Annotated in this window: 21 protein-coding genes; 14 read left to right on the forward strand and 7 right to left on the reverse strand. The window is 70.4% G+C overall.

Translation table 11 applies throughout. The features are described 5' to 3' along the window. Positions 1-109: 109 nt before the first annotated feature. Positions 110-907 (reverse strand): SDR family NAD(P)-dependent oxidoreductase, encoded by a 798-nt coding sequence (locus O5O54_RS08385; RefSeq protein WP_279480621.1) that lies wholly within the window; start codon positions 905-907, stop codon positions 110-112. A gap of 159 nt (positions 908-1,066) precedes the next feature. On the opposite strand from O5O54_RS08385, the gene O5O54_RS08390 reads away from it, so the two are divergent. From O5O54_RS08390 to O5O54_RS08405, 4 genes are all read left to right on the forward strand, one after another. Beyond that, complete coding sequence (locus O5O54_RS08390; RefSeq protein WP_279480623.1) at positions 1,067-1,807, forward strand: 16S rRNA (uracil(1498)-N(3))-methyltransferase; 741 nt, start codon at positions 1,067-1,069, stop codon at positions 1,805-1,807. Between the two features lie 125 nt (positions 1,808-1,932). Further along, complete coding sequence (locus O5O54_RS08395) at positions 1,933-3,306, forward strand: glutamate--cysteine ligase (RefSeq protein ID WP_279480625.1); 1,374 nt, start codon at positions 1,933-1,935, stop codon at positions 3,304-3,306. Between the two features lie 147 nt (positions 3,307-3,453). Continuing rightward, entirely contained in the window at positions 3,454-4,305 is an 852-nt protein-coding gene (locus tag O5O54_RS08400; protein ID WP_279480626.1) for a hypothetical protein, read from the forward strand. 116 nt (positions 4,306-4,421) lie between these two features. Beyond that, positions 4,422-5,735, forward strand: a complete 1,314-nt coding sequence (locus O5O54_RS08405; RefSeq protein WP_279480628.1) for a hemolysin family protein — start codon at positions 4,422-4,424, stop codon at positions 5,733-5,735. A gap of 78 nt (positions 5,736-5,813) precedes the next feature. Here O5O54_RS08405 and O5O54_RS08410 read toward each other — a convergent pair whose 3' ends face one another. Next, a complete protein-coding gene (locus O5O54_RS08410; RefSeq protein ID WP_279480629.1) occupies positions 5,814-6,095 on the reverse strand; it encodes a DUF1127 domain-containing protein in 282 nt (93 codons plus the stop codon). A 186-nt stretch (positions 6,096-6,281) separates the two neighbouring features. Between O5O54_RS08410 and O5O54_RS08415 the strand changes: the two genes are divergently transcribed. The 3 genes from O5O54_RS08415 to O5O54_RS08425 all read left to right on the forward strand — a co-directional run bounded on the left by O5O54_RS08415 (position 6,282) and on the right by O5O54_RS08425 (position 9,517). After that, a complete protein-coding gene (locus tag O5O54_RS08415; RefSeq protein WP_279480632.1) occupies positions 6,282-7,235 on the forward strand; it encodes a LysR substrate-binding domain-containing protein in 954 nt (317 codons plus the stop codon). A gap of 26 nt (positions 7,236-7,261) precedes the next feature. Beyond that, entirely contained in the window at positions 7,262-8,854 is a 1,593-nt protein-coding gene (gene xseA / locus O5O54_RS08420; protein WP_279480794.1) for an exodeoxyribonuclease VII large subunit, read from the forward strand. 165 nt (positions 8,855-9,019) lie between these two features. Beyond that, entirely contained in the window at positions 9,020-9,517 is a 498-nt protein-coding gene (locus tag O5O54_RS08425; protein WP_279480633.1) for a hypothetical protein, read from the forward strand. A 27-nt stretch (positions 9,518-9,544) separates the two neighbouring features. Here the strand turns inward: O5O54_RS08425 and O5O54_RS08430 are convergent, their stop codons facing one another. Next, the gene (locus O5O54_RS08430; protein WP_279480635.1) at positions 9,545-10,600 is read right to left on the reverse strand and encodes an NAD(P)-dependent alcohol dehydrogenase; all 1,056 of its coding nucleotides are present in this window, start codon (positions 10,598-10,600) and stop codon (positions 9,545-9,547) included. 207 nt (positions 10,601-10,807) lie between these two features. Here O5O54_RS08430 and O5O54_RS08435 point away from each other — a divergent pair, with 207 nt between their 5' ends. Both O5O54_RS08435 and O5O54_RS08440 read left to right on the forward strand, forming a co-directional pair. Then, positions 10,808-12,181 (forward strand): alpha/beta fold hydrolase, encoded by a 1,374-nt coding sequence (locus tag O5O54_RS08435; RefSeq protein WP_279480637.1) that lies wholly within the window; start codon positions 10,808-10,810, stop codon positions 12,179-12,181. Then, positions 12,178-13,725 carry a GMC family oxidoreductase gene (locus O5O54_RS08440; RefSeq protein WP_279480639.1) on the forward strand — a complete coding sequence of 516 codons (1,548 nt, stop codon included), beginning with the start codon at positions 12,178-12,180 and terminating at the stop codon, positions 13,723-13,725. The genes O5O54_RS08435 and O5O54_RS08440 overlap by 4 nt, the downstream gene beginning before the upstream one ends. A gap of 52 nt (positions 13,726-13,777) precedes the next feature. Here the strand turns inward: O5O54_RS08440 and O5O54_RS08445 are convergent, their stop codons facing one another. Then, the gene (locus tag O5O54_RS08445; protein ID WP_279480643.1) at positions 13,778-15,232 is read right to left on the reverse strand and encodes an NAD-dependent succinate-semialdehyde dehydrogenase; all 1,455 of its coding nucleotides are present in this window, start codon (positions 15,230-15,232) and stop codon (positions 13,778-13,780) included. A 272-nt stretch (positions 15,233-15,504) separates the two neighbouring features. On the opposite strand from O5O54_RS08445, the gene O5O54_RS08450 reads away from it, so the two are divergent. The 3 genes from O5O54_RS08450 (at position 15,505) to O5O54_RS08460 (ending at position 18,443) form a co-directional block, all read left to right on the forward strand. Continuing rightward, complete coding sequence (locus O5O54_RS08450; protein WP_279480644.1) at positions 15,505-16,860, forward strand: MFS transporter; 1,356 nt, start codon at positions 15,505-15,507, stop codon at positions 16,858-16,860. A gap of 69 nt (positions 16,861-16,929) precedes the next feature. Beyond that, on the forward strand, positions 16,930-18,195 hold the full coding sequence (locus O5O54_RS08455; RefSeq protein ID WP_279480646.1) for an arsenic transporter: 1,266 nt from the start codon (positions 16,930-16,932) through the stop codon (positions 18,193-18,195). Positions 18,196-18,263: 68 nt separating this feature from the next. Beyond that, the gene (locus tag O5O54_RS08460; protein WP_279480648.1) at positions 18,264-18,443 is read left to right on the forward strand and encodes a hypothetical protein; all 180 of its coding nucleotides are present in this window, start codon (positions 18,264-18,266) and stop codon (positions 18,441-18,443) included. A gap of 6 nt (positions 18,444-18,449) precedes the next feature. Here the strand turns inward: O5O54_RS08460 and O5O54_RS08465 are convergent, their stop codons facing one another. After that, positions 18,450-18,962, reverse strand: a complete 513-nt coding sequence (locus O5O54_RS08465; RefSeq protein ID WP_279480649.1) for a ferritin-like domain-containing protein — start codon at positions 18,960-18,962, stop codon at positions 18,450-18,452. Between the two features lie 206 nt (positions 18,963-19,168). On the opposite strand from O5O54_RS08465, the gene O5O54_RS08470 reads away from it, so the two are divergent. Next, complete coding sequence (locus tag O5O54_RS08470) at positions 19,169-20,014, forward strand: type 1 glutamine amidotransferase (protein ID WP_279480650.1); 846 nt, start codon at positions 19,169-19,171, stop codon at positions 20,012-20,014. A 64-nt stretch (positions 20,015-20,078) separates the two neighbouring features. Continuing rightward, positions 20,079-20,381: a hypothetical protein gene (locus O5O54_RS08475; RefSeq protein WP_279480652.1), complete on the forward strand. Its 303-nt coding sequence runs from the start codon at positions 20,079-20,081 to the stop codon at positions 20,379-20,381. Between the two features lie 6 nt (positions 20,382-20,387). On the opposite strand, the gene O5O54_RS08480 is transcribed toward O5O54_RS08475, so the two are convergent. Beyond that, positions 20,388-21,644 carry a glycerate kinase gene (locus tag O5O54_RS08480; RefSeq protein WP_279480653.1) on the reverse strand — a complete coding sequence of 419 codons (1,257 nt, stop codon included), beginning with the start codon at positions 21,642-21,644 and terminating at the stop codon, positions 20,388-20,390. Further along, a complete protein-coding gene (locus O5O54_RS08485) occupies positions 21,637-22,248 on the reverse strand; it encodes a TetR/AcrR family transcriptional regulator (protein ID WP_279480655.1) in 612 nt (203 codons plus the stop codon). The genes O5O54_RS08480 and O5O54_RS08485 overlap by 8 nt, the downstream gene beginning before the upstream one ends. Between the last annotated feature and the right edge of the window lie 138 nt (positions 22,249-22,386).

The following is a 22,386-nucleotide window of genomic DNA, read 5'->3' on the forward strand; positions in this document are numbered from 1 at the left end:
TGCGGTCGGCTCCCCTGGGATCGCACCTTGCCCGCCGTGTCTGAACGAACCGCTTCCCGCCCCCCGGCCCATGCGCCGAAGGGCAGGATTTGCCCGCCATGGTGAAGGATCAGTTCTGAACCGCCTGCACCGAGCCCCCGTCCACCCGCAGATTGGCGCCGTTGACGAAGGAGGCGCGCTCGGAGACGAGGAGCGCGATCACCGCCGCCACCTCCTCGGCCTTGCCACGCCGCTTCTGGACGATGCCCGGGCGCTCCTCCTCCAGGAAGTTCTCGATCGCCTCCTCGAAGGACACGCCCTTCTCTTCGGCGCGCTTCTTCATCATCTCGTCGGTCATCGGCGTCGCGATGAAGGCGGGGGCCACCGTGTTGACGAGCACGCCGTCGGTCGCGGCCTTGTAGGACAGGCCCTTCATGAAGGCGGCGAGCGCGGCCTTCGCCGTATTGTAGGTCGCCTCCTCCCAATAGGGCTGGACGGCGTTCTCCGACGTCACGCAGACGAAGCGACCCCAGCCGTTCCGCTTCATGACGGGCACGGCCGCGCGGGCGATGCGCACGGCCGAAAGGAAGTCCGTCCGGTAGGCGTCCTCGTAGTCCTCGTCGGTCATCTCCAGGGGGTCGCCCTTGGCGCCCGTGATGCCGGCCGTGTGGACCACGATGTCGACCGTGCCGAAGCGCTCGACGGCGGTGGCGACCAGGGCATCGACCTCCGCCTGCCTCGTCATGTCGGCCTTCACGGCGATGGCCTGCGCCCCGAGGGCTCGGGCTTCCCGTTCCAGTTCCTCGGTCTTGATGTCGGCGAGCACGAGCCGGACGCCTTCCTCGGCGAGGAGCTTGGCCGTCGCCCAGCCCATGCCGTCGCTGGCGCCGGTGATGATGGCGACGCGCCCGGCGATCTTGAGGTCCATGTCGTCTCTTCCCTTTTCGCTTTTCCGGCGGACTCCGGCCGGGACGGGTGGAAATCCGGGGGCTGCTCGCTACAACGCTAGGAGGGTTGATCCCCGTCTTCGGTCACGGCCAACTATCGTCGGGCCGCTTTGGCTCCGCCGATGCCCTTCGAGGAATGGATGCCCGACTACGATTTCTCCGGACAGCGCCTGTTCCTCGACGCCGCGCTCCGCGAAGGCGAGGCCCTGGAGGCGGACGGGCCGCAGACGAACTATCTCCTCAACGTCCTGCGCCTCGACGAAGGCGCGCGGATCCTCGTCTTCAACGGGCGGGACGGCGAGTGGGCGGCCGGGCTTCGTCGCGAGGGCAGGAAGCGGCTGTTCCTTGTCCCCGAGCGCGCCGTGCGCGCGCAGACGCCGCCGTCCGACCTCCACTACTGCTTCGCGCCGTTGAAAAGCGCGCGCCTCGACTACATGGTGCAGAAGGCGGTCGAGATGGGCGCGGGCGTGCTTCAGCCCGTGCTGACGCAGCATGTCCAGGCGCCGCGCGTGAACGTGGATCGCATGCGCGCCAACGCGGTGGAGGCGGCCGAGCAGTGCGGCATCCTGTCCGTGCCCGAATGCCGCGAGCCGCTGCGCTTCGACCGCTTCCTGGCGGGGCGCGACGAGGGGCGGACCCTCGTCTTCTGCGACGAGCGGGCGGAGGCCGCGAGCCCGATCGACGTGCTCGCCCCTCTGAAAGGACGCCCGCTTGCCCTCCTGATCGGCCCGGAAGGCGGCTTTTCGGCGGGCGAGCGCGACAGTCTCCTGGCGGCGCCGAGCGTCCTTCGCATCTCGCTCGGGCCTCGCATCCTGCGCGCCGACACCGCCGCCGTCGCCGCGCTCGCGGCGATCCAGGCGAGCGCCGGCGACTGGACCTGACCCTTGCAGCGCCCGGACCGTTCAACCGAAAGCCCTTGCCTGCCGGCGCGAAAGCGGACAGACACCGCCGACTGCCCCGGCCGCTTCAAGGCCTGAGCGATCCCGACCCACCGCCGGAGCCCCCGATGGCGCGCGACACCACCGACCTGACCCCGATCCGCTCGGCCGACGAACTCGTCGATCATATCCGCGAGGGCGAGAAGCCGGCCGACGCCTTTCGCATCGGCACGGAGCACGAGAAGTTCGGCTTCTACGCCGAGGACCTGTCGCCGGTGCCCTACGAGGGTGATCGCGGCATCCGGGCCCTCCTGGACGGCATGGGGGCGCTGTCGGGCTGGGAGCCGATCCTGGACGAGGGGCGCATCATCGGTTTGGCCGGCGCCAGCGGCCAGGGCGCGATCTCGCTGGAGCCGGGCGGCCAGTTCGAACTGTCGGGCGCGCCGCTCGAAACCCTGCACGAGACCTGCCGGGAGACCGGCCGGCACCTGTCCGACCTGCGCCAAGTCGCCGATCCCCTGGGCATCCGCTTTCTCGGAGCCGGGTCGAGCCCGCTCTGGTCGCTGGCCGAGACGCCGGTCATGCCGAAGTCGCGCTACGCCATCATGGCCCGCTACATGCCCAAGGTCGGCACGCGCGGGCTCGACATGATGTTCCGCACGGCCACGATCCAGGTGAACCTCGACTTCGCCTCGGAAGCGGACATGCGCGCCAAGATGCAGGTCGGCATGCGCCTCCAGGCGGTGGCCTCGGCGCTGTTCGCCAACTCGCCCTTCACGGAAGGCAAGCCCAACGGCCTCGTCTCGTGGCGCTCGGACGTCTGGTCGGATGTCGACAACCGGCGCTCCGGCCTTCTGCCCTTCGTGTTCGAGGAGGGCTTCGGCTACCGCGACTACGTGGAATGGGCGCTGGACGTGCCGATGTACTTCGTGATGCGCCAGGGGCGCTACCACGACGCCACCGACGTCACCTTCCGCCAGTTCCTCGACGGCGCGCTGAGGGGCCGGGTCGATTCGCCCGAGCCCAACATGGGCGACTGGGCGAACCATCTCTCGACCCTCTTCCCCGACGTCCGGCTGAAGCGCTTCATCGAGATGCGCGGGGCGGATGGCGGCCCCTGGCGCGGCATCTGCGCTTTGCCCGCCTTCTGGACCGGCCTCCTCTACGACGGTGCGGCGCTGGCCGAGGCGCAGACCCTGACGCGCGACATCGACGTCGCGGAGGCCGCGCGCCTTCGCGCCGAAGTGCCGAAGACAGGCCTTTCGACCCGGTTCCGCGACGGCACGGTGCTCGACCTCGCCCGCCGGGCGCTGGACATCTCGCGGCGAGGCCTCGCCGCCCGCGCGCGCCTCAACGAGGAGGGGCTGGACGAGACCATCTTCCTCGCGCCGCTGGAGGACATCCTGGCGCGTGGCGAGACGGCGGCCGAAGGCCTGCTGCGGCTCTATCGCGGCGCGTGGGGGGGGCGGATCGACCCGCTCTTCGAACACCTCGCCTACTGAGAAAGCGGCCCGGACATCCCCGGCAGCCGCCCGAAACCGTCTCCGACGTCCCGGTTCTTTCTCGACGGGCGGCTTGGCAGCGCGCCGCCGGCGCGTCATGGTGCCGTGAGCGCCGCGCGGCCGCCGCGCGGGCATACGGGGACACGCATGACCGACTTCTTCGACTGGCTCACCGCGACCGACGCGGGTGTCCTCGCCGACCGTCTGGCGAGCCAGTTCCGGCTCAGCCAGGAGGAAATGCGCCGCACCACGGACGCGCTTGTGCCGGCCTTCATGTTGGGCTTCCAGCGCTCCATGCTCGACCCGGACGCCTGGGGCCGACTGCTGCGCGGCTTCGCCCCGGCCCTGCCGTTCGGCGCCTCGGCCTCCCTTCCGCCCACCGAGGCGGGCGAGGCCTTCGTGCGCGCGCTCTTCGGCCCCGAGCTTGCGGCGGCCGTGGCGCGCCAGGCGTCGCTTCTCAGCGGCCAGGCCCCGGACGTGATCGAGAAGATGATGCCCGCCCTCGGTCTCCTGTCCTTCCAGTCCATGCTGCAGACCATGGCGGCCCTTTCGGGCCAAGCGCCGGGCGCCTATCCGACGGACCCGGCCGGCCAGGCCATGGCCGAGGCGATGCGCCGCTCGGCCAACGCGCTGGAGGCCTTCAGCCGCCCGGCCGACGCGCCGCGTTCCTCGGCGCAGGCGATGACCGACCTCTTCGCCGGCGCGCTCAAGGGCTGGCCCTGGATGGGAGGCCCATCGGCCGGCGCGCTCGATCCGATGGCGATGATGACCGCCTGGACCACCGGCTGGGCGCGCATGGCGGGCATGGCCGCCCCGCCCCCCAAGGCGCCGCCGCCGCCCCCGAAGCCGCCCGAGGCGCCCAGGCCGGCCTCCGCCCCGGCGCCCTTCGCCTTCGCCGGCATGCTGGCCAACGCCCAGTCGCTCCAGGCCGAGTACATCCGCGAGATGCTGAACGTCTTCGAGCGGCACGGAGCCGTGCCGCGGCCGCCCAAAAGTTGAATGTCCTTCGCCGCGCCGAAGTTCGCACATGATCGCTATTGGAAGAACGGCGGCTTCCCGCCTATAATTGCGCGCATCGTCAACGGAGGGGCACAAGGCTCCCTCACGGATACCGGATGCTAGTCGCAAACCTTCTGATCGTCGTCTTCCTGATTCTCCTCAACGGCTTTTTTGCGATGTCGGAACTGGCGGTGGTCTCCTCCCGCCGTGCTCGCCTCCAGCAGATGGCTCAGAACGGGAAGAGAGGCGCGGAGGGCGCGATCAAGCTGATCGACGACCCGACGAGCTTCCTGTCCACCGTCCAGATCGGCATCACCCTAGTCGGCATCTTCGCCGGCGCCTACGGCGGCTCGGTCTTCGCCGGCCCGCTGGCCGAGTTCCTTGGCCCCCTGCCGGTGATCGGCGCCTATGCGCAGGGCTTCGCCTTCGGTCTCGTCGTCGTCCTCATCACCTACTTCTCGCTGATCCTCGGCGAGCTGGTCCCGAAGCGCTTCGCCCTCGCCAACCCGGAGGCCATCGCCTGCTTCGTCTCGACGCCGATGCGCGGGCTCGCGACGATCGGCGCGCCGATCGTCTGGTTCCTGCGCATCTCGACCGAGACCGTCGGCAAGCTCGTCGGCGCCAACGAGAAGGGCGAGAACGCCGTGACCGAAGAAGAGGTCAAGGCGATGATCGCGGAAGGCACCGAATCGGGCGTCTTCGAGGAGAAGGAGCGCGAGATGATCGAAGGGGTGCTTCGCATCGCCGATCGCAACGTGCGCTCGATCATGGTGCCCCGCCCCGACGTCGCCTGGATCTCGCTGGCCGATTCTCCGGACACGATCCTCGACGAGATCAATTCCAGCGGCCATTCGCGCTTCCCCGTCGCCGTGGAGGACGTCGACGACCTCGTCGGCGTCGTGCAGGCCAAGGAACTTCTGGAACAGTATCGCAGGACCGGCTCGATCGACGTGAAGAGCGCCGTGCGCGAGCCGCTCTACGTCAACGAGACCATGCCGGTCCTGAAGCTCCTCGACCGGTTCCGCGCGGTCAACATCCACATGGCGATCGTGCTGGACGAGTACGGCTCGTTCGAGGGCGTGGTGACTCCGACCGACATCCTGGCCGCCATCGCCGGCTCGCTGCCCGAGGGTGCGGAGGAGGACTATTCGGCCGTGCGTCGCGACGACGGCTCCTACCTCATCGACGCCGGCATGCCGATCGACGACGTGGAAAGGACGCTCGGCTCCGCCCAGCTTCCGCGCGAGCGCGACTACGAGACGCTGGCGGGCTTCATCCTCGACCAGTTCGGCCACATCCCCGAGGTCGGCGAAGCCATCCAGTACGGCGGCTGGCGCTTCGAGGTGGTGGACCTCGACGGGCGGCGCGTCGACAAGATCCTCGCCGTCCAGACCGGCGAGCTGGTGGGAGCCCTGCGCGAAGACGCCTGATCGGCTGGAAGCACTCTTGAAACGGAAAAGCCGCCGCGATCGCTCGCGGCGGCCTTTTCATGGGGGAAGGAACCGGCGTCAGTTCCGCCGGGGAGAGACGCGACCGCGCCGGCGCGCGGCGGCCAGCGCCATCTTGAAGGTCGGGTCTTCGCGCCAGTCGGCGTGCAACGCCTCGTGCACGTCGTCCCGCTTCAGTCCGATGTCCTTCAGGAGATGGTCGGGAAGCTCGGACACACGATAGGCCGCGCGGCGGTTGAGGAGGGTGCGGACGATCGCGCGAAGGGCGGGAAAGGCCACGCCCCCGGTCGGGGCGAGAATCTCCGCGAGGCGGAAGCGGGGCGTCTTCGTGGCGAGCGTCATGGCGGGGTCTCCTTTCGAGGGCCATACGGTGCGTCGGACAAGGCGGGGCCGTTCCGCCGGACGGGGTGTCCGGCGGCTCAAAGCGGTCGTCGCTGTGCTGACAGGGTGAGAGATAGTCCGGCTTGACGGATCAGGCCAACGAATGTTCCTTATGGGCAGCATCATGAAACGTGATGGATTGCCGCCATGGCCTCGCCCCTCGATCTCGACCAGCTCCGCACCTTCGTCGCCATCGTCGATACCGGTTCCTTCACCCGCGCGGCGGAGGAGGTGTTCAAGACGCAGTCGGCCGTCTCCATGCAGGTCCGGCGGCTGGAGGAGCGCCTGGGCGCCGACCTCTTTGAGCGCAACGGCCGGGCGGTGAAGCTGACGGAGGACGGCGCGCGGCTCCTGACCTATGCCCGGCGCATGCTCGCGCTCAGCCAGGAAACGCTTCTCGCCTTCGACGAGGAAACGATCGAGGGCACCGTCCGCATCGGCCTGCCCGACGACTATGCCGAGCGGTTCCTGCCCGAGATCATGGCCCGTTTCGTGCGCTCCAATCCTCGGATCGAACTGCAGATCGCCTGCGAGACGACGTCCAGCCTGATCGAGCACGTGGAGAAGAACCAGCTCGACCTCGCGCTCGTCTGCCCCAGCAAGACCCACGCCTGGACCGAGATCGTCCGCACCGAGCCGCTGCACTTCGTGACTTCGGCCGCCCATTCCGTCCACGAGGAGACCGTGCTGCCGCTGGCCATCGGCCGGCAGGACTGCGCCTGGCGGCAGGTCGGCATCGAGGCGCTGCGGCGCGTGGGACGCGAGCACCGGATCCTGTTCACCTCCTGGTCGGCGCAGATCGTGACCTCCGCCGTGCTCGCCGGGCTCGCCGTCAGCGTCCTGCCCGAATGCGCCCTTCGGCCCGGCATGCGCGTCCTATCGGAAGGCGAAGGCTTCCCGCGGCTTCCCGATTTCGAGATCGCGCTCATGCGCGGTCGCAACAGCCATTCCTCGGCCGTCACCGCCCTCATGCAGCACATCCGAGAAAGCCTCCAGAACCTGCCGACCAACCCGCCCGACGTCATCACCACCCGCGTTCCCGAAACGCGCATGATCCGCTCGCAGCGCCTGCGTCCCGGCGTCGGGCTCGCCGGATGGTGAAGCGCGCGCGGGCGGCGACGGCTCCGATGCCCGTCGAGGCGATCGAGGCGGATGCGCCGCAGAGCAACGTCGCCGAATACTCGGTCTCGGAAATCTCCGGCGCCCTCAAGCGCACGGTGGAGGACACGTTCGGCCACGTGCGGGTGCGCGGCGAGGTGTCGGGCTATCGCGGCCCCCATTCCTCGGGCCACGCCTATTTCGCGCTGAAGGACGAGCGCTCGCGGCTGGAGGCCGTGGTCTGGCGCACGACCTTCTCCAAGCTCGCCTTCAAGCCGGAGGAAGGGCTGGAGGTCGTTGTCACCGGCAAGCTGACGACCTTCCCCGGCTCGTCCAAGTACCAGATCGTGGTGGAGGCCATGCAGCCGGCGGGCGCCGGCGCGCTGATGGCGCTCCTCAACGAGCGCAAGCTGAAACTGGAGGCCGAAGGGCTGTTCGCGGCCGAGCGAAAGCGGCCCCTGCCCTTCATGCCCCGCGTCGTCGGCGTCGTCACCTCGCCGACGGGCGCGGTGATCCGCGACATCCGCCACCGCATCGCCGACCGCTTCCCGCTGCATGTCCTGGTCTGGCCGGTGCGGGTCCAGGGCGAGACCTGCGGCGAGGAAGTGGCCGCCGCCATCGACGGGTTCAACGCGATCGAGCCCGGCGGCCCCCTGCCCCGCCCCGATGTCCTGATCGTCGCGCGCGGCGGCGGCAGCCTCGAAGACCTCTGGGGCTTCAACGACGAGGCCGTGGTGCGCGCCGCCGCCCGCTCGGCCATTCCTTTGATTTCGGCCGTCGGGCACGAGACGGACTGGACCCTGATCGACCATGCCGCCGACCGCCGGGCGCCGACCCCGACGGGCGCGGCCGAGATGGCGGTGCCGGTGCGCGCCGACCTCGTGGCGGCGCTGGCCGCGCTCGACGCACGCGCCTCGGCCGCCGTCTCGCGCACGCTCCAGGCCGAGCGGCGGGCCGTCGCCAACCTGGCGCGCGCCCTGCCCGCGCCCGACCTTCTCCTCGCCATGCCCCGCCGCCGGCTGGACGAAGCCGAAACCGCCCTCGGTCGGGCCTTGCGCTTCTACACGGCGGAGCGGCGCCGGGCCTTAGGCGAGATCGGGGCGCATCTGTCGCCGGCCCGTCTCGAATCGGCGATCCGCGACCGGCGCGCCGACCTGCGCCATGCCGAGGGCGGGCTGGTACACGGCCTGTCGAGCGCGCTGGCCCGCCACCGCCACCGTCTGGAACGGCTGGACGCGGCGCTGCGACCCCATGTCGTGTCGGCGCGCTCCGACCAGGCGCGCCAGCGCCTGGCGCAGGCCGGCGAAAGGATGGACCGCGCGTTCCGCGAGATGGCGGCACGACGCCGGAGCGCGCTGGCAGGCGCATGGCGCGTTGCGGCGAGCCTCGATCCGCGCCAGGTCCTGGAACGCGGCTATGCGATCGTGCGCGATGCCGACAACAGGCCGATCACGCGGGCGGAGGATCTGGCGCCCGGAACTCCCTTCGAACTCGAGTTCGCGCGCGGCCACCGGCGTGCCGCCGTGGCAGTCGCGTCGGACGCCGAGCCGGCGCGTCCAGTTCCGAAACCGGCGCGGCGCAAGCCTGCTGTCGCCACAGACGCGCAGGGCGACCTGTTCTGATCCGAAGCCGTGATCCGCGAGGTCGCTCACGAACGCTTCACGTAAATCTTGATTGAACTGGTTGAATGGCTTACTCGGCCAGGTTGACGGCGTCGCCGTTCGATCCCTGACCATGCTACTGTCGAGTGCTTCGCTGACCGACCGTTCAACCCCTCGGTTCGATCCATGCTTCAACCACCGGTTCTAAGCGGGGAACGCGCGCTGGCTGGGACCCTGGTGTGGGAGTTCGGCCAGAATACGCTGTCCCTGACCCCCGCCCTGGCGCGTAGCCTCGGTTTCGGCGGCGATCCGGGCCGGATCGAAATCACGGCCTATCGCGATCGAATCCTGCCGTCCGACCTCGAGTTGATCTACGAACGGCTTTCACGAAGCTTCCTGCGCTCCGAGCCGATGGTCAACACCTATGCCGTGCGCCTCCACGACGGCAGCGTCGCGCGCGTGCGCAGCTTCAGCCGCTGGGAAATGAGCGACGCCGGCACGCCGACACGCTTTGTCGCGGTCATCAGCGAGGCGCAGGGGCAGATCCACATTACGGCGGAAGACGAATTCATCGAACGCCTGATCGAATTGCGATTTCTCTCCGAGCGGGTTTCCGATCCCAATTATCGCCGGATCGTGGACGAGATGATGCACGAGGTGTGGAAGCACCGCCGCCCGGCCTGAGACGGGCGGCAGCCGATCGGACGGGCGTCAGGCGGCGGTCTTCAGCGTCGCCATGTCGATCACGAAGCGATACTTCACGTCGCTCTTCAGCATGCGGGCATAGGCCTTCTCGATGTCGGCGATGTCGATCATCTCGATGTCGGAGGTGATGCCGTGCTCGGCGCAGAAGTCGAGCATCTCCTGCGTCTCCGCGATTCCGCCGATCAGGGAGCCCGCGAAGGACCGGCGCTTCCAGATCACGGAAAAAGCCGCGACCGAGAGCGGCCGCTCGGGCGCGCCGACCTGGCACATCGTGCCGTCGCGCTTCAGGAGGTTGAGGTAGGCGTTGACGTCGTGGTCGGCCGACACGCAGTCGAGGATAAAGTCGAAGGAGGTGGCGTGCGCCTCCATCTGGGCGGGGTCGGTCGAGACGATCACCTCGTCGGCGCCCAGGCGCTTCGCATCCTCCGCCTTGTTCGGCGAGGTCGTGAACAGGACGACATGGGCGCCCATCGCATGGGCGAGCTTGACACCCATGTGGCCGAGGCCGCCGAGGCCCACGATGCCGACCTTCTGGCCGGGCTGGACGTTCCAGCGCCGCAGCGGCGAATAGGTGGTGATGCCGGCGCACAGGAGCGGCGCGACGGCGGCCAGTTCCAGCTTCTCCGGGATGCGCAGCGTGAAGCCCTCGTCCACCACGATGGCCTCGGAATAGCCGCCCATCGTGACCTTGCCGGTCTCCTTCTCGATGCCGTTGTAGGTGCCGACGAACCCGTTGTCGCAGTACTGCTCCAGTCCGTCCGCGCAATTCGGGCAGTTCTGGCACGAGCCGACCATGCAGCCGACGCCGGCAAGGTCCCCGACCTTGAACTTCGTCACCGCGGCGCCAACCGCAGAGACGCGGCCGACGATCTCGTGGCCCGGCAGACAGGGATAGATCGTGTTCTGCCACTCGTTCCGGGCCTGGTGCAGGTCGGAATGGCAGACGCCGCAATAGAGGATGTCGATCTTCACGTCCCGCTCGCCGACGTCGCGGCGCTCGAAGGACGTGCGCGACAGGGGCTTGTCGGCGGAATCGGTGGCGAAGCCTTCGCAGACGAACATGGGCGGGTCTCCATTCTTGGTGCCGAGCGCGCAGATAGGCGCGATCGGTCGCGCGCAAAGGGTTTCGCGCGCGGTCATGTCCTTAACCGACGGGCGCGTGCGCTGCGACGGCCTTCCCCGGAGCGACAGTTTGCAGCAGGCCCTCCCGGAACCGCTCGGCCGCCCGATCCTTAGACGGGTTCAAAAATTCGAGAGCCCTGCGAGCCCATGTTCCCTGTTCCTGCCGCGTCCGCCCGTCCGGCGCTCGTCTTTCTTCACGCCCTCGGCTCGAGCCGCCATGCCATCGACGGGGTGGCGGCGCATCTGGCCGATCGCTTCGACGCGCTGGCGCTCGACCTGCCGGGCTTCGGCGAGGCACCGGCAGCGGTCGGGACCGACGTCGAGGCGATGGTGGACCATGCGGCGCGCCAGCTCGCGGGGCGGCTTCCCGCGCGCTGGCTCCTTGTCGGCCATTCCATGGGCGGCAAGATCGCCTCCGTCCTGGCCGCGCGGGTGCTTGCCGGGCGGAAGCCGCTGTTCGGCCTGTCGGGCATCGTTCTCCTGGCCGGCTCGCCGCCGTGCCCCGAGCCGATGGCGGAGGACCGGCGCGAAGACATGCTGTCCTGGGTCGCGGGCGGTCGGCCGCTCGGCGAGGACGCGATCCGCCGCTTCATCGACGCCAATGTGGGCGAGCCGCTCGATTCCGGCGACGACGCCCGGATGCGGGCCGACCTCGCGCGCACCGACCCGCAGGCCTGGGCGGCCTGGCTGGAGCGCGGCAGCCGCGAGGACTGGTCGGAAGCGGTCGGCGTCTCGCCGCTGCCCGCGCTGATCCTGGCCGGCTGCGCGGACGGCGACCTCGGCGTGGAGGGCCAGCGCCGCACGAATGCCCGCGTCTACCCCCGCGCGAGGCTGGAGGTTCTGAAGGGCGCCGGCCATCTCCTGCCGCTGGAGCGGACGGCGGCCGTCGCCGAGGCGATCGGGCGGTTCTGGGACGAGATCGCCGGCCGCGAGCCGGCCGTGCCTGATGAATACGTGCGGCTGATCGCGTCGGAGCGGGTGAGTGCGCGCACCCGCTCGATCCTGGCGCATCGGATACTCGCGACCGCGCCGGCGCCGGTCGGCGGCTTCCTGAACGAGACGCAGCGTCGGACGCTCCGTGCGCTCGCCGTCCGCACAGTTCCGCAGGATGGCCCGCCGATCGACCTCGCAGCTCGCGTCGAGGAGCAGATCGGCCAAGGCCGCGGCGATGGCTGGCGACCCGCCGTCCTCCCTCCGGATGCGCAGGCCTATGTCCAAGCCCTCGACGCGCTGGCCGGCCTGGAGGCCCTGGAGCCTCAGGCGCAGGACCGGAGGATCGCCGAGGTCGCCGAGGGCCGCTTCGCGCCCGGGGGCGGCCTGTCCGCCGAGCAGATGGCCGCCTGGTTCGAAGACGCGCGCACCGATCTCGTGCGGCAGTGGCTCGCCCATCCCGCCACCATGGCGCGGATCGGCTTCGACGGCTTCGCCAATGGCGGCGACGGTCTTCGCAAGCAGGGCTACGACCGCCTTGGGGCAGGCGAGCGGGAAGCGTGGGAACCGGTTCTGGAGGGCGCCCGATGAGGCTCGACGGGCAGCGCCGCCATGGCGTCAACGAGACGGTCGACGTCGTGGTGGTGGGCACGGGCGCCGGCGGCGCGCCGCTCACCGCCATGCTCGCCGCCAAGGGACTCAGCGTCGTGGCGCTCGAGGCCGGCCGCAACTTCGAGCCGGGTGAGCACACGCCCGACGAGATGGAAGGCAACGACATCAACTGGATGGAGGAGCGCCTCTCGGGCGGCGCGACGCCGACCGCCTTCGGCCCCAACAACTCGGGCATGGGCGTCGGCGGCTCGACGCTGCATTGGGGCGCCTTCTGCCCGCGCCCGAGCGAGGCCGACCTCGCGCTGCGCTCCACGACCGGCCACGGGCACGACTGGCCGATCGCGCACGCGGAGCTCACAGGCTACATCGAACGGGTCGAGCACTTCATCGGCGTCTCCGGCCCGGCGGACTACCCTTGGGATCCCGCCCGCCGCTACCCGCTGTCGGCGCCGAAACGCAACGCTTCGGCCGACATGATGATGCGCGGCTGCGAGGCGCTGGGGATCCGCGCGACGGACGCGCCGGCCGCCCTCGTCTCGCGCGACTGGCGCCAGGAACAGGCGCCGCTGCGCCAGGCCTGCATCAATTGCGGCTCCTGCCACCAGGGCTGCCGCAACGGCTCCAAGGCCAGCATGGACACGACCTACCTGCCGCTCGCCGTCTCGATGGGCGCCGAAATCAGGCCGGAAGCGCGCGTCCATACGATCGAGCGCGATGCGGCGGGCCGGGTCACCGCCGTGGTCTATCGCCGCAACGGGCAGGACGAGCGCCAGCGCTGCCGGCACCTGATCCTCGCGGCCGGCGGCGTCGAGACGCCGCGCCTCCTCCTCCACACGGGGCTCGCCAACGGCAACGGGCAGGTCGGTCGCAACTTCATGGCGCACGGCGCGACCCAGGTCTGGGGCCGCTTCGAGACCGAGATGCGCGGCTGGCGCGGCTACCCGTCCTCGCTCCTGACGGAGGATATGATCCGGCCCAAAGACGCGGACTTTGCCGGCGGCTATCTGATCCAGAGCCTCGGCGTCATGCCACTGACGATCGCCACCACGCTGACGCGCGGCACCGGCCTCTGGGGCCGCGGCCTTGTCGAGGCGATGGACGGCTATCGCCACATGGCGGGCGTCGGCATCAACACCGAATGCCTTCCTCGGGACGACAACCGGCTCGAGCTTTCGGACGAGACGGACGCGTTCGGCGTGCCGAAGGCGCGCGTGAGCTTCGGTCTCGGCGAGAACGAGCAGGCGATCGACCGCCATGCGGTCCGGGTCATGAGGGCGATCGTCGAGGCGGCGGGCGGCCGGGACATCCGCGTCCTGCCGCGCACCGCCCACACGATCGGCACCTGCCGCATGGGGACCGATCCCGACAGCTCGGTGGTCGATCCCGACGGTCGCTCCCACGAGGTGGAGAACCTTTGGATCTCGGACAACTCGATCTTCCCGAGCGCCTTGATCGCCAATCCGGCTCTCACGATCATGGCGCTGTCGCTGCGCACGGCCGAGCGCTTCTTCGCCCGCGCCTGATCAGGCCGCGGCGCGGATCGGGAGGCCGCGCCGCGACAAAGACGCCGGCCGGTTACAGCCCGCCCATGTGCAGGGCCTTGATCTCCAGATACTCGTCGATGCCGTAGGCCGAGCCCTCGCGCCCGAGACCGGACTGCTTGACGCCGCCGAAGGGGGCCGCTTCCATCGAGACCGTACCGGTGTTGAGGCCCACCATGCCGAACTCGAGCGCCTCGCCGACGCGCCAGGCGCGGGCGATATCGCGGGTGTAGAAATAGGAGGCGAGGCCGAAGGGCGTGTCGTTGGCGATCCCGATCGCCTCGTCCTCGGTGCCGAAACGGATCAGGGGGGCCAGCGGCCCGAAGGTCTCCTCGCTGGCGAGCAGCATGGAGGTATCGGCGCCGGTGAGCACCGTCGGCGCGACGAAACGGCCCCTCGTTCCGTCCTGGCCGCCCGTCACGAGCCTGGCACCCTTGGAGAGCGCGTCGTCCATGTGGCGCACCACCTTCTCGGCCGCCGCGTCGTTGATGAGCGGACCGACGGTCACGCCGGCATCGAAGCCGTTGCCGAGCTTGAGCTTGCCCGCCTCCGCCGCCAGCCGCTCGGCGAACCGGTCGTAGATCCCGTCCTGCACCAGGATGCGGTTGGCGCAGACGCAGGTCTGGCCCGCGTTGCGGAACTTCGACATCATCGCCCCGGCCACCGCCTGGTCGAGGTCGGCGTCGTCGAAGACGATGAAGGGCGCGTTGCCGCCGAGTTCGAGCGAGAGGCGCTTCAGGGTCTTGGCGGACTGCTCCATCAGGAGACGGCCCACCGGGGTCGAGCCGGTGAAGGAGAGCTTGCGCACCGTCTCGTTGCCGGTCATCTCGGCGCCGATCGGCGCGGCCTTGCCGGTGACGACGCTGAAGACGCCCTTCGGGACGCCGGCGCGCTCGGCGAGCACCGCCAGAGCCAGGGCGCAGAAGGGCGTGAGGTCGGCGGGCTTCAGCACCATCGGGCAGCCCGCGGCGAAGGCCGGCGCCGCCTTGCGGGTGATCATGGCGATCGGGAAGTTCCAGGGCGTGATGGCGACGCTGACGCCCACCGGCTCGCGCAGCACCAGGATGCGCCGGTCGCCGGTCGGGCCGGTGAAGGCGTCGCCGTAGATGCGCCGGGCCTCCTCGGCGAACCACTTGGCGAAGCTCGCGCCGTAGGCCACCTCGCCCTTGGCCTCCGCCAAGGGCTTGCCCTGCTCGGCCGTCATGATCGCGGCGAGGTCGTCGGCGTTTTCGAGGATCAGCTCGTTCCAGCGCTCCAGGATCGCGGCCCGCTTGGCGGGCGCCGTGCGCCGCCATTCCGGAAACGCCCTTTCCGCCGCCTCGATGGCCGCGCGCGTCTCGGCCGCGCCGCAGTCGGGCACGGTGGCGATCACCTCGCCGGTCGCGGGGTCGGTCACCTCGATCGTTCCGCCGGCATCCACCCACTCGCCGGCGACGAACGCCTGGCTGCGCAGGAGGGAGGGATCCTTCAGGCGGTTCTGGAGCTGCATGTCGGCATGTCCTTCGCGGTTCGCGCCACAGTCTGTTGGATGCGTCGCTCGACGTGTCGCGCGTCGGGGCACGCGCCGCAAGCCTCCACCGCGCCCGGACCGTGCCCTCCGGCCGGCTCCCGCAGCGCATCGGCTTCCAGCAGAGCGGGCCCGCCCGGCGCAAGAATCGCGTCTGTGCCGATGCAACCTTTCGACTTCACGAGGACTTGATAGCCGGCTGCCGAACCAGGACGCCCGCCGGGGCGGGCCGGGCCGCCGGGGATGCCCTTCGCATGAGCACCATCGCCGCCGCGCCCGCCGCGCCACGGGCCGAAACCCGATCCCGCTCCCTGCGGGCGCTGGGCGCCGTCAACTTCTTTCTGGCCGACGTGCGCGACGGGCTGGGTCCGTTCCTCGGCGTCTTCCTGGTCGGACAGGGCTGGAGCGCGGCGACGATCGGCCTGGTGATGACGATCGGCGGCATTGCCGGCATGCTGGCGACGACGCCGCTCGGCGCCTTGGCCGACGCCTCGCGCGCCAAGCGCTTCATGGTCGGCTTCTGCGCAGCCCTCGTGATCGTCGCCTCGCTCGCCATCCTGTTCGTCCCGACCTTCGCCTTCGTCACCGCCTCGCAGATCGCGACGGGCATCGCCGGCGCGGCCATCGGCCCGGCGCTCGCGGGTCTGACGCTCGGGCTCGTCGGCCAGAAGGGCCTCTCCCACCAGCTCGGCCGCAACGAGGCCTGGAACCACGGCGGCAACGTCTTCGCCGCGGCCGGCGCCGGCTTCTTCGGCTACGAGTTCGGCCTGCCGGCCGTCTTCATCCTGATGACCGCGATGGCGGTCGGCTCGATCGTCGCCGTGCTCCTGATCCGCCCCGGCGATATCGACCACGACGTCGCGCGCGGCCTCGACCGCAAAGAGGGCGCCGAGCGCGAGCCGCCGTCGGGCTTCAGCGTCCTGTGGAAGTCCCGCCCGCTCCTGATCCTCGCGGCGACGCTCATGCTCTTCCACTTCGGCAACGGCGCCATGCTGCCGCTCCTCGGCCAGCAGGTCGCCGCGCAGGCCGAGACGGAGGCGAGCGCTTCGGCCACCACCACCCTTCCCCCCGGCCAGACCACCGCCGGCCGCCCGGCCGCCGAGCCGGTGCGCCAGCCCTCGACGCTCCAGACGCTTCTATCCGACCCCGTGTCCTATACGGCCGCCACCGTGATCATCGCGCAGCTCACGATGATCCCGATCGCGCTCCTGGCCGCGGGCTTTGCCGGCCGGCGCGGCTACTTCCTGCTTCTCGTCGCCGCCCTCGTCGCGCTGCCGCTGCGCGGCCTGATCGCCGGCCTCTGGCCGAGCCCCTACGCGCTGGTCCCGGTGCAGATGCTGGACGGGGTCGGCGCGGGGCTCCTCGGCGTCGCCGTGCCGGGACTCGTGGCGCGCATGCTGCGCGGAACGGGCCATGTCAACGCCGGTCTCGGCGCGGTGATGACGGTGCAGGGCGTCGGCGCCTCCTTGAGCCCCGCCATCGCCGGCGTGATCGTGACGAACTTCGGCTATTCCGTCGCCTATCTGGCGCTGGCGGGCTTTGCGCTCTGCGGACTCGTGCTATGGCTCGTGTCCGCGCCCAAGGTCGCGGCCGCCTGCTCCGGCGACTGACATCGGCACAGATTCCCATTCCTTCCGTCTCGGGGGCCAGCCCTCGAGCCCCTCCGGGCCTTCGCTTGCATGTTCGCCAGCCTGCACCTCGCCACCTGGATCGTCAGCGCGCTGACCGTCTTCGGGGTCATCTTCCGGCCGGGCCGGTGGCCGGAGTGGATCTTCGCCGTCGCCGGGGCGGCTCTCCTCGTCGTTTCCGGCCTCCTGCCCTGGGGCGAAGCGCTGGCCGGCGTCGCGATGGGAACTGACGTCTACCTTTTCCTCGCCGGCATGATGCTGCTCGCCGGCACCGCCCGGCGCGAAGGCTTGTTCGACTATCTCGCGGCCTTTGCCGCGCGCTCGGCCCGGGGCTCGCCGCGGCGGCTGTTCTTTCTCGTCTACCTCATCGGCACGCTGGTCACGGTGTTCCTTTCCAACGACGCGACCGCCGTGGTGCTGACGCCGGCGGTCATCGCTGTGGCGCGGGCGGCCAAGGTCGCCTCGCCGCTGCCCTATCTCCTGGTCTGCGCCTTCGTGGCCAACGCCGCGTCCTTCGTGCTGCCGATCTCCAACCCCGCCAATCTCGTGGTGTTCGGGCAGGACCTGCCCCCCTTGGGCGAATGGCTGGCGCGCTTCGCGCTGCCCTCGCTCCTGGCCATCCTCGCGACCTTCTGGCTCCTGCGCTGGACCCAGCGCGCGCATCTCGTCGGCACCACCGATACCGACATCGCCATTCCGCGCCTGTCGATCGGCGGACGCATCGCCGCCGTCGGTCTCTGCGCGGCGGTCGTCGTGCTCCTCACCGCCTCGGCGCTCGGCTGGGAACTCGGCCCCCCGACGCTGGCCGCCGGGCTCCTGACCGCGCTGGCGGTGATGATCGGCGAGCGCTCCAACCCGCTGCCGCTCGTGCGCGAGGTCTCGTGGGACACGCTGGCGCTGGTCGCCGGCCTCTTCGTGATCGTGCGCGCGCTGGAGGTCAGCGGGCTTCAGGCGCTGCTGGTCGACGCCCTGCAAGGACCGCTGAACGCCTCGCCGCAGATCGGCGCGTTCGCCGCCGGCACCGCGCTCGCCTTCGGGACCAACCTGACCAACAACCTTCCGCTCGGCCTTCTCGCCGGCGCCTTCACCACCGCGGCGGACCTGCCGAGACAGGTCATGGACGCGATCCTCGTCGGCATCGACATCGGCCCCAACCTTTCGGTCACGGGGTCGCTGGCGACCATCCTCTGGTTGACGGCCCTGCGCCGCGAGGCCCTGGATTTCGGCGCGCTCGCCTTTCTGCGGCTCGGACTCGTGGTCATGCCTCCCGCCCTCGTTCTCGCGCTCCTGGCCGTCCTGTTCCAGCCCTGGGGCTGAACCGCGCACCCGCTTGCCGAACCGGGCGGCCCGGCGCAGGTTGAAGGCGAGCCACGAGGAGAAAGCCGATGTTCCTCGAATACCGCAACTGGCGTCCGCCCGAACCGATCAGGCCCGCCCCGCGCATTTCGCCGCGCGGGGAACGGGTTCTCCTGTGGATCGTCGCGCTCAACGCCGCGATGCTGCTCCTCGGCCCGCTTGCCGGAACCAGCGTCGTCCAGGGCCTGTGGACGCTGGTCGCCGGCTGACGGAGGTCAATCCTCCTCGTCGCCGTCGTCGTCCTCGTCCGCCTGCGGGTTGATCGAGTCCTCGGCGAGATCGGACAGGATGTCGTCCGTGTTCTCCTCCTCGATCAGCGTCTCCTTTAGGAGGTCGGCCGCATCGTCGAGGCCGAGCTGCCCGGCCCAGGCGTAGAGCGTGCCGTAGCGGGTGATCTCGTAATGCTCCACCGCCTGCGCGGCGGCGATGATTCCGGCGTCCAGCGCGTCGGAGCCGGCGAATTCCTCCATCACCTCCTGCCCCTCCTTCACGATGCCGAGGATCGCCTGGCACTCGACGCCCTCGGGCTTGGCGTCCACCAGCGAAAACACCTCCTCCAGCCGCTTCACCTGGCCGCGCGTCTCCTCGAGGTGGACGCCCAGCGCCGACTTCAGCTCGGTCGACACGGCCTTCTCCATCATGGCGGGAAGCGCCTTCAGGATCGTGTTCTCGGCGAAATAGGTGTCCTTCAGCTGGTGCAGGAAGAGGTCGTGCAGGGTCTTGGCCATCGGGTCGTCCTCGGGCTTCGAAGGAATGTCGGACGGCGGGCGTCCGGTTCGTCGGCGGGTGAAGCCCGGCGCTTCCCGCTTCGTTCCCCGCCCTGTTCGTAGCCGCCTGCGCACCCGGAGGGCCGTGCCTCGCGCGACGATCGACCCCATGGCCGCCACCGGCACGGAGCCTATGTCGGCCTCTCCTCCTGCCGATGAGCCGCCCCTTGCCCCTCCGATTCCTGATCCTCGCCAGCGAAACCCCGGACCAGCGCGAGGCCCGCCGAAAGGAGGTCGGCGCCGCCTCCGACGAGACCTATGCCGAGACGCTGCGCGCGATCGATGCCGGCATCTCCTGCGACCACCTGTCCTGCGTGGACGGCACGCCGCCGCCCCCGACGCAAGCCTTGCAGGCCTATGACGGGATCGTGCTCTCCGGTTCGCCCATCCAGATGCATGCCGACACACCCGAGACGCGCTCGGCCGCCGCCTTCATGACGCACGTCTTCGAAGCCGGCGTCCCAGCCTTCGGCTCCTGCGCCGGGCTCCAGATCGCGTGCGTGGCCGCCGGCGGGCGCTGCAAGCCGCGCTCGCCGCGCATGGAGGCCGGCTTCGTGCGCGGGATCGTCGCGACCGACGCCGGGCGCAACCATCCGCTTCTGGCCGGACGCCCGCTCGTCTGGGACGCGCCGGCCATGCATTCCGACGAGGTGGCGGTTCTCCCCGACGGCGCGACGATCCTCGCCGGCACCCGCACGACGCCCGTGCAGGCCGTCGAGATCCGGCGCGGAGCCGGCCTGTTCTGGGGCGTCCAGTACCATCCCGAACTGTCGCTCGCCGAAATCGCGGCCGCGCTCCGCCGGCAGGCGGACGACCTTCTCGACCAGAAGCTCGTGGCGGACGAGGCCGCGCTGGAAGCCCACGCGGCCCGGATCGACGCGCTGGATTCCGCCCCCGACAGGCGCGACCTCGCCTGGCAGCTCGGCCTCGACCGCGAGGTGACGGAGCCCGAACGGCGCATGCGCGAGATCGGCAACTTCATCGCTTTCGCGCATGCCAGAAGGGCCACTTAATCGTTGTAAATCAGGGCCTTGGTACCCATATCAGGGGAACGGAAACCCCTCCCCCGAAAGCCCCATGAAACCCGATCTTCTCCATTCCCTCTTCCACGACATCCAGGCCTACGGTTCCGTGCGCCTGAAGAAATCCAAGCTCCTCTGGATGCTCGGCCGCGTCCTCGAGACGCCGACCGTCTGGGACATGCTGATGCGCGAATGGGCCGAGTTCGGCCAGACCCGGCCGCTCTTCGGCTTCCAGCACGGCGACGAGATCACCCTGTCGATCGCGGCCGCCGAGGACATCGGCGCGCGCTGGACGACGCGACGCGAGCCCGTCGCGCGCGCCGTTCCGTTGCTCCAGCATCTCGAACCCGCGGCCTGAAGCGTCTCAGGCCGCGCCGCGCACCAGGATGGCGCGGAAGTCGTTGACGTTGGTGAAGGTCGGCCCCGTGTCCACCAGACGGCCGAGCCGCTCGAAGGGCGTGTAGGCGTCGTGGGCGGCAAGATGCGCGGCGAGGTCGATCCCGGCCGCTTTGGCGTCCGCCAGAAGCGAGGGACCGAACCAGGCGCCGGCATTGGTCTCCGATCCGTCGATCCCGTCCGTGTCGCAGGCGAGCCCCGCGATGCCGGGATGGCCGCCCAGAGCGACGGCGAGCGCCAGAAGGTACTCGCTGTTGCGCCCGCCGCGCCCGCCCTTCTCCCCCGCCCCGACCGTCACCGTGGTCTCGCCGCCCGAAAGGAACAGCGTCGGCCGGTCCGGCCGGAGGCCGAGAACGCGGGCCGCATGCTCGGCGCCGACGGCGCTCGCCTCGCCTTCGATGGCGTCGCCCCAGATCACCGCCTCGAGGCCGAGGTGGCGGGCCGTCTCCGCCGCCGCCTCCAGCGCCATCATCGGCGTCGCCAGCATGTGGAAGGCGCCGGGGTCGATCCCCGAACCGTCCGCCGCATTGGCCTGGATCGCCTCGGCGATGCGCGGCTCGATCGCGATGCCGTAGCGCTTCAGGATGGCGAGCGCCCTCTCGGCGCCGCCTCGGCTCTCCGGCACCGTCGGACCCGAGCCGATCGTGCCGGGATCGTCGCCGGGAACGTCGGAAATCGCATAGGTGACGAGGCGGGCCGGCGCCGCGGCGGCGGCCAGCCGGCCGCCCTTGATCGCCGAAAGGGCCTTGCGCACCGTGTTCATCTCGCCGATCGGCGCGCCGCTGCGCAGGAGCGCCCGGTTGATCGCCTGCTTGTCGGCGAGCGTCACGCCCGGCGCCGGCAGCGCGAGCAGCGACGAGGCGCCGCCCGACATCAGCACCACGACGAGATCGTCCACTCCCGCCCCTTGCGCCAGCGAGAGGATCCGGCGCGCGGCGTCCTCGCCCGCCGCGTCCGGCACGGGGTGCGAGGCTTCCACGACCGCGATCCGCCGCGTCGGAACGGCGTGGTGATAGCGCGTGACGACAAGCCCCTCGCAAGGGGCCTCCCAGGCGGCTTCGAAGGCGGCGGCCATGGACGCCGCCGCCTTGCCGGCACCGATCACGATCGTCCGCCCGCGCGGCGGCTCGGGCAGCCGCCCGTCGAAACGGCCCGCCGGCATGGCATGGGCCAGCCCGGCCTCGAACACCTGGCGCAGCACCGCGCCGTCGTCGTCTCTATGCATCAACCCTCTCCCCCGACGGGCGCCCCGCCCCGACGCGCATCCCGTCCACGAAAACGTCCACCAGACGGATCACCGTGCCCTCCCATTCCGGCTCCCGAGCCGCAAGGCACAGACCGATCAGGGTCTGGAGCAGATCCTCCGGTCCGACATCCTCCCGAATCTCGCCTGCCTCCACGCAGCGCCGGAGCAGCCCGCCAACGGCGCGGGTGAGGTGGGCGAAGGAGAAGGCGTAGATGTCCGACCCGCTGTCCACGGCCAGCGCCAGCGCCGTCAGCATGCCGCGCTTGGTGGCGACGAGCCGCACCTCCGCGCGCAGCCACAGGCGCAGGGCGGGGAGCGGCGGGTGGCTCTCGCTCAGCGTCTCGGCCAGGGCCGCGAGCTGTTCCACCTCGCGCCGATAGACCGCCTCGAACAGGGCCTCGCGCGTCGGGAAATGCCGGTAGAGCGTGCCGATGCCGACCCCCGCCTGCCGGGCCACGGCCTCCAGGCTCGCCTGCCCTCCACCGGCGCGAAACACCTCGGCGGCGGCAACGAGGAGCCGCTCGCGGTTGCGCGTCGAATCGGCGCGTGCCTTGCGTGTTGCCTTGGGGGGATCTCCTTCCATCTGCGAGCTTGGAATGCCTCCAGTCTTGAAAACGGAGGACACCTCCGTATAATGCGGCCTGCGAGGTGCCATGCGTACCGTGGACCTCGCACCCCGATTGCCGGCGCCCGCGGGGACACGCCGGCCATTCCGGTTCGA

This window comes from Aureimonas sp. SK2 (genome assembly GCF_029813115.1).
Taxonomy (GTDB): domain Bacteria; phylum Pseudomonadota; class Alphaproteobacteria; order Rhizobiales; family Rhizobiaceae; genus Aureimonas.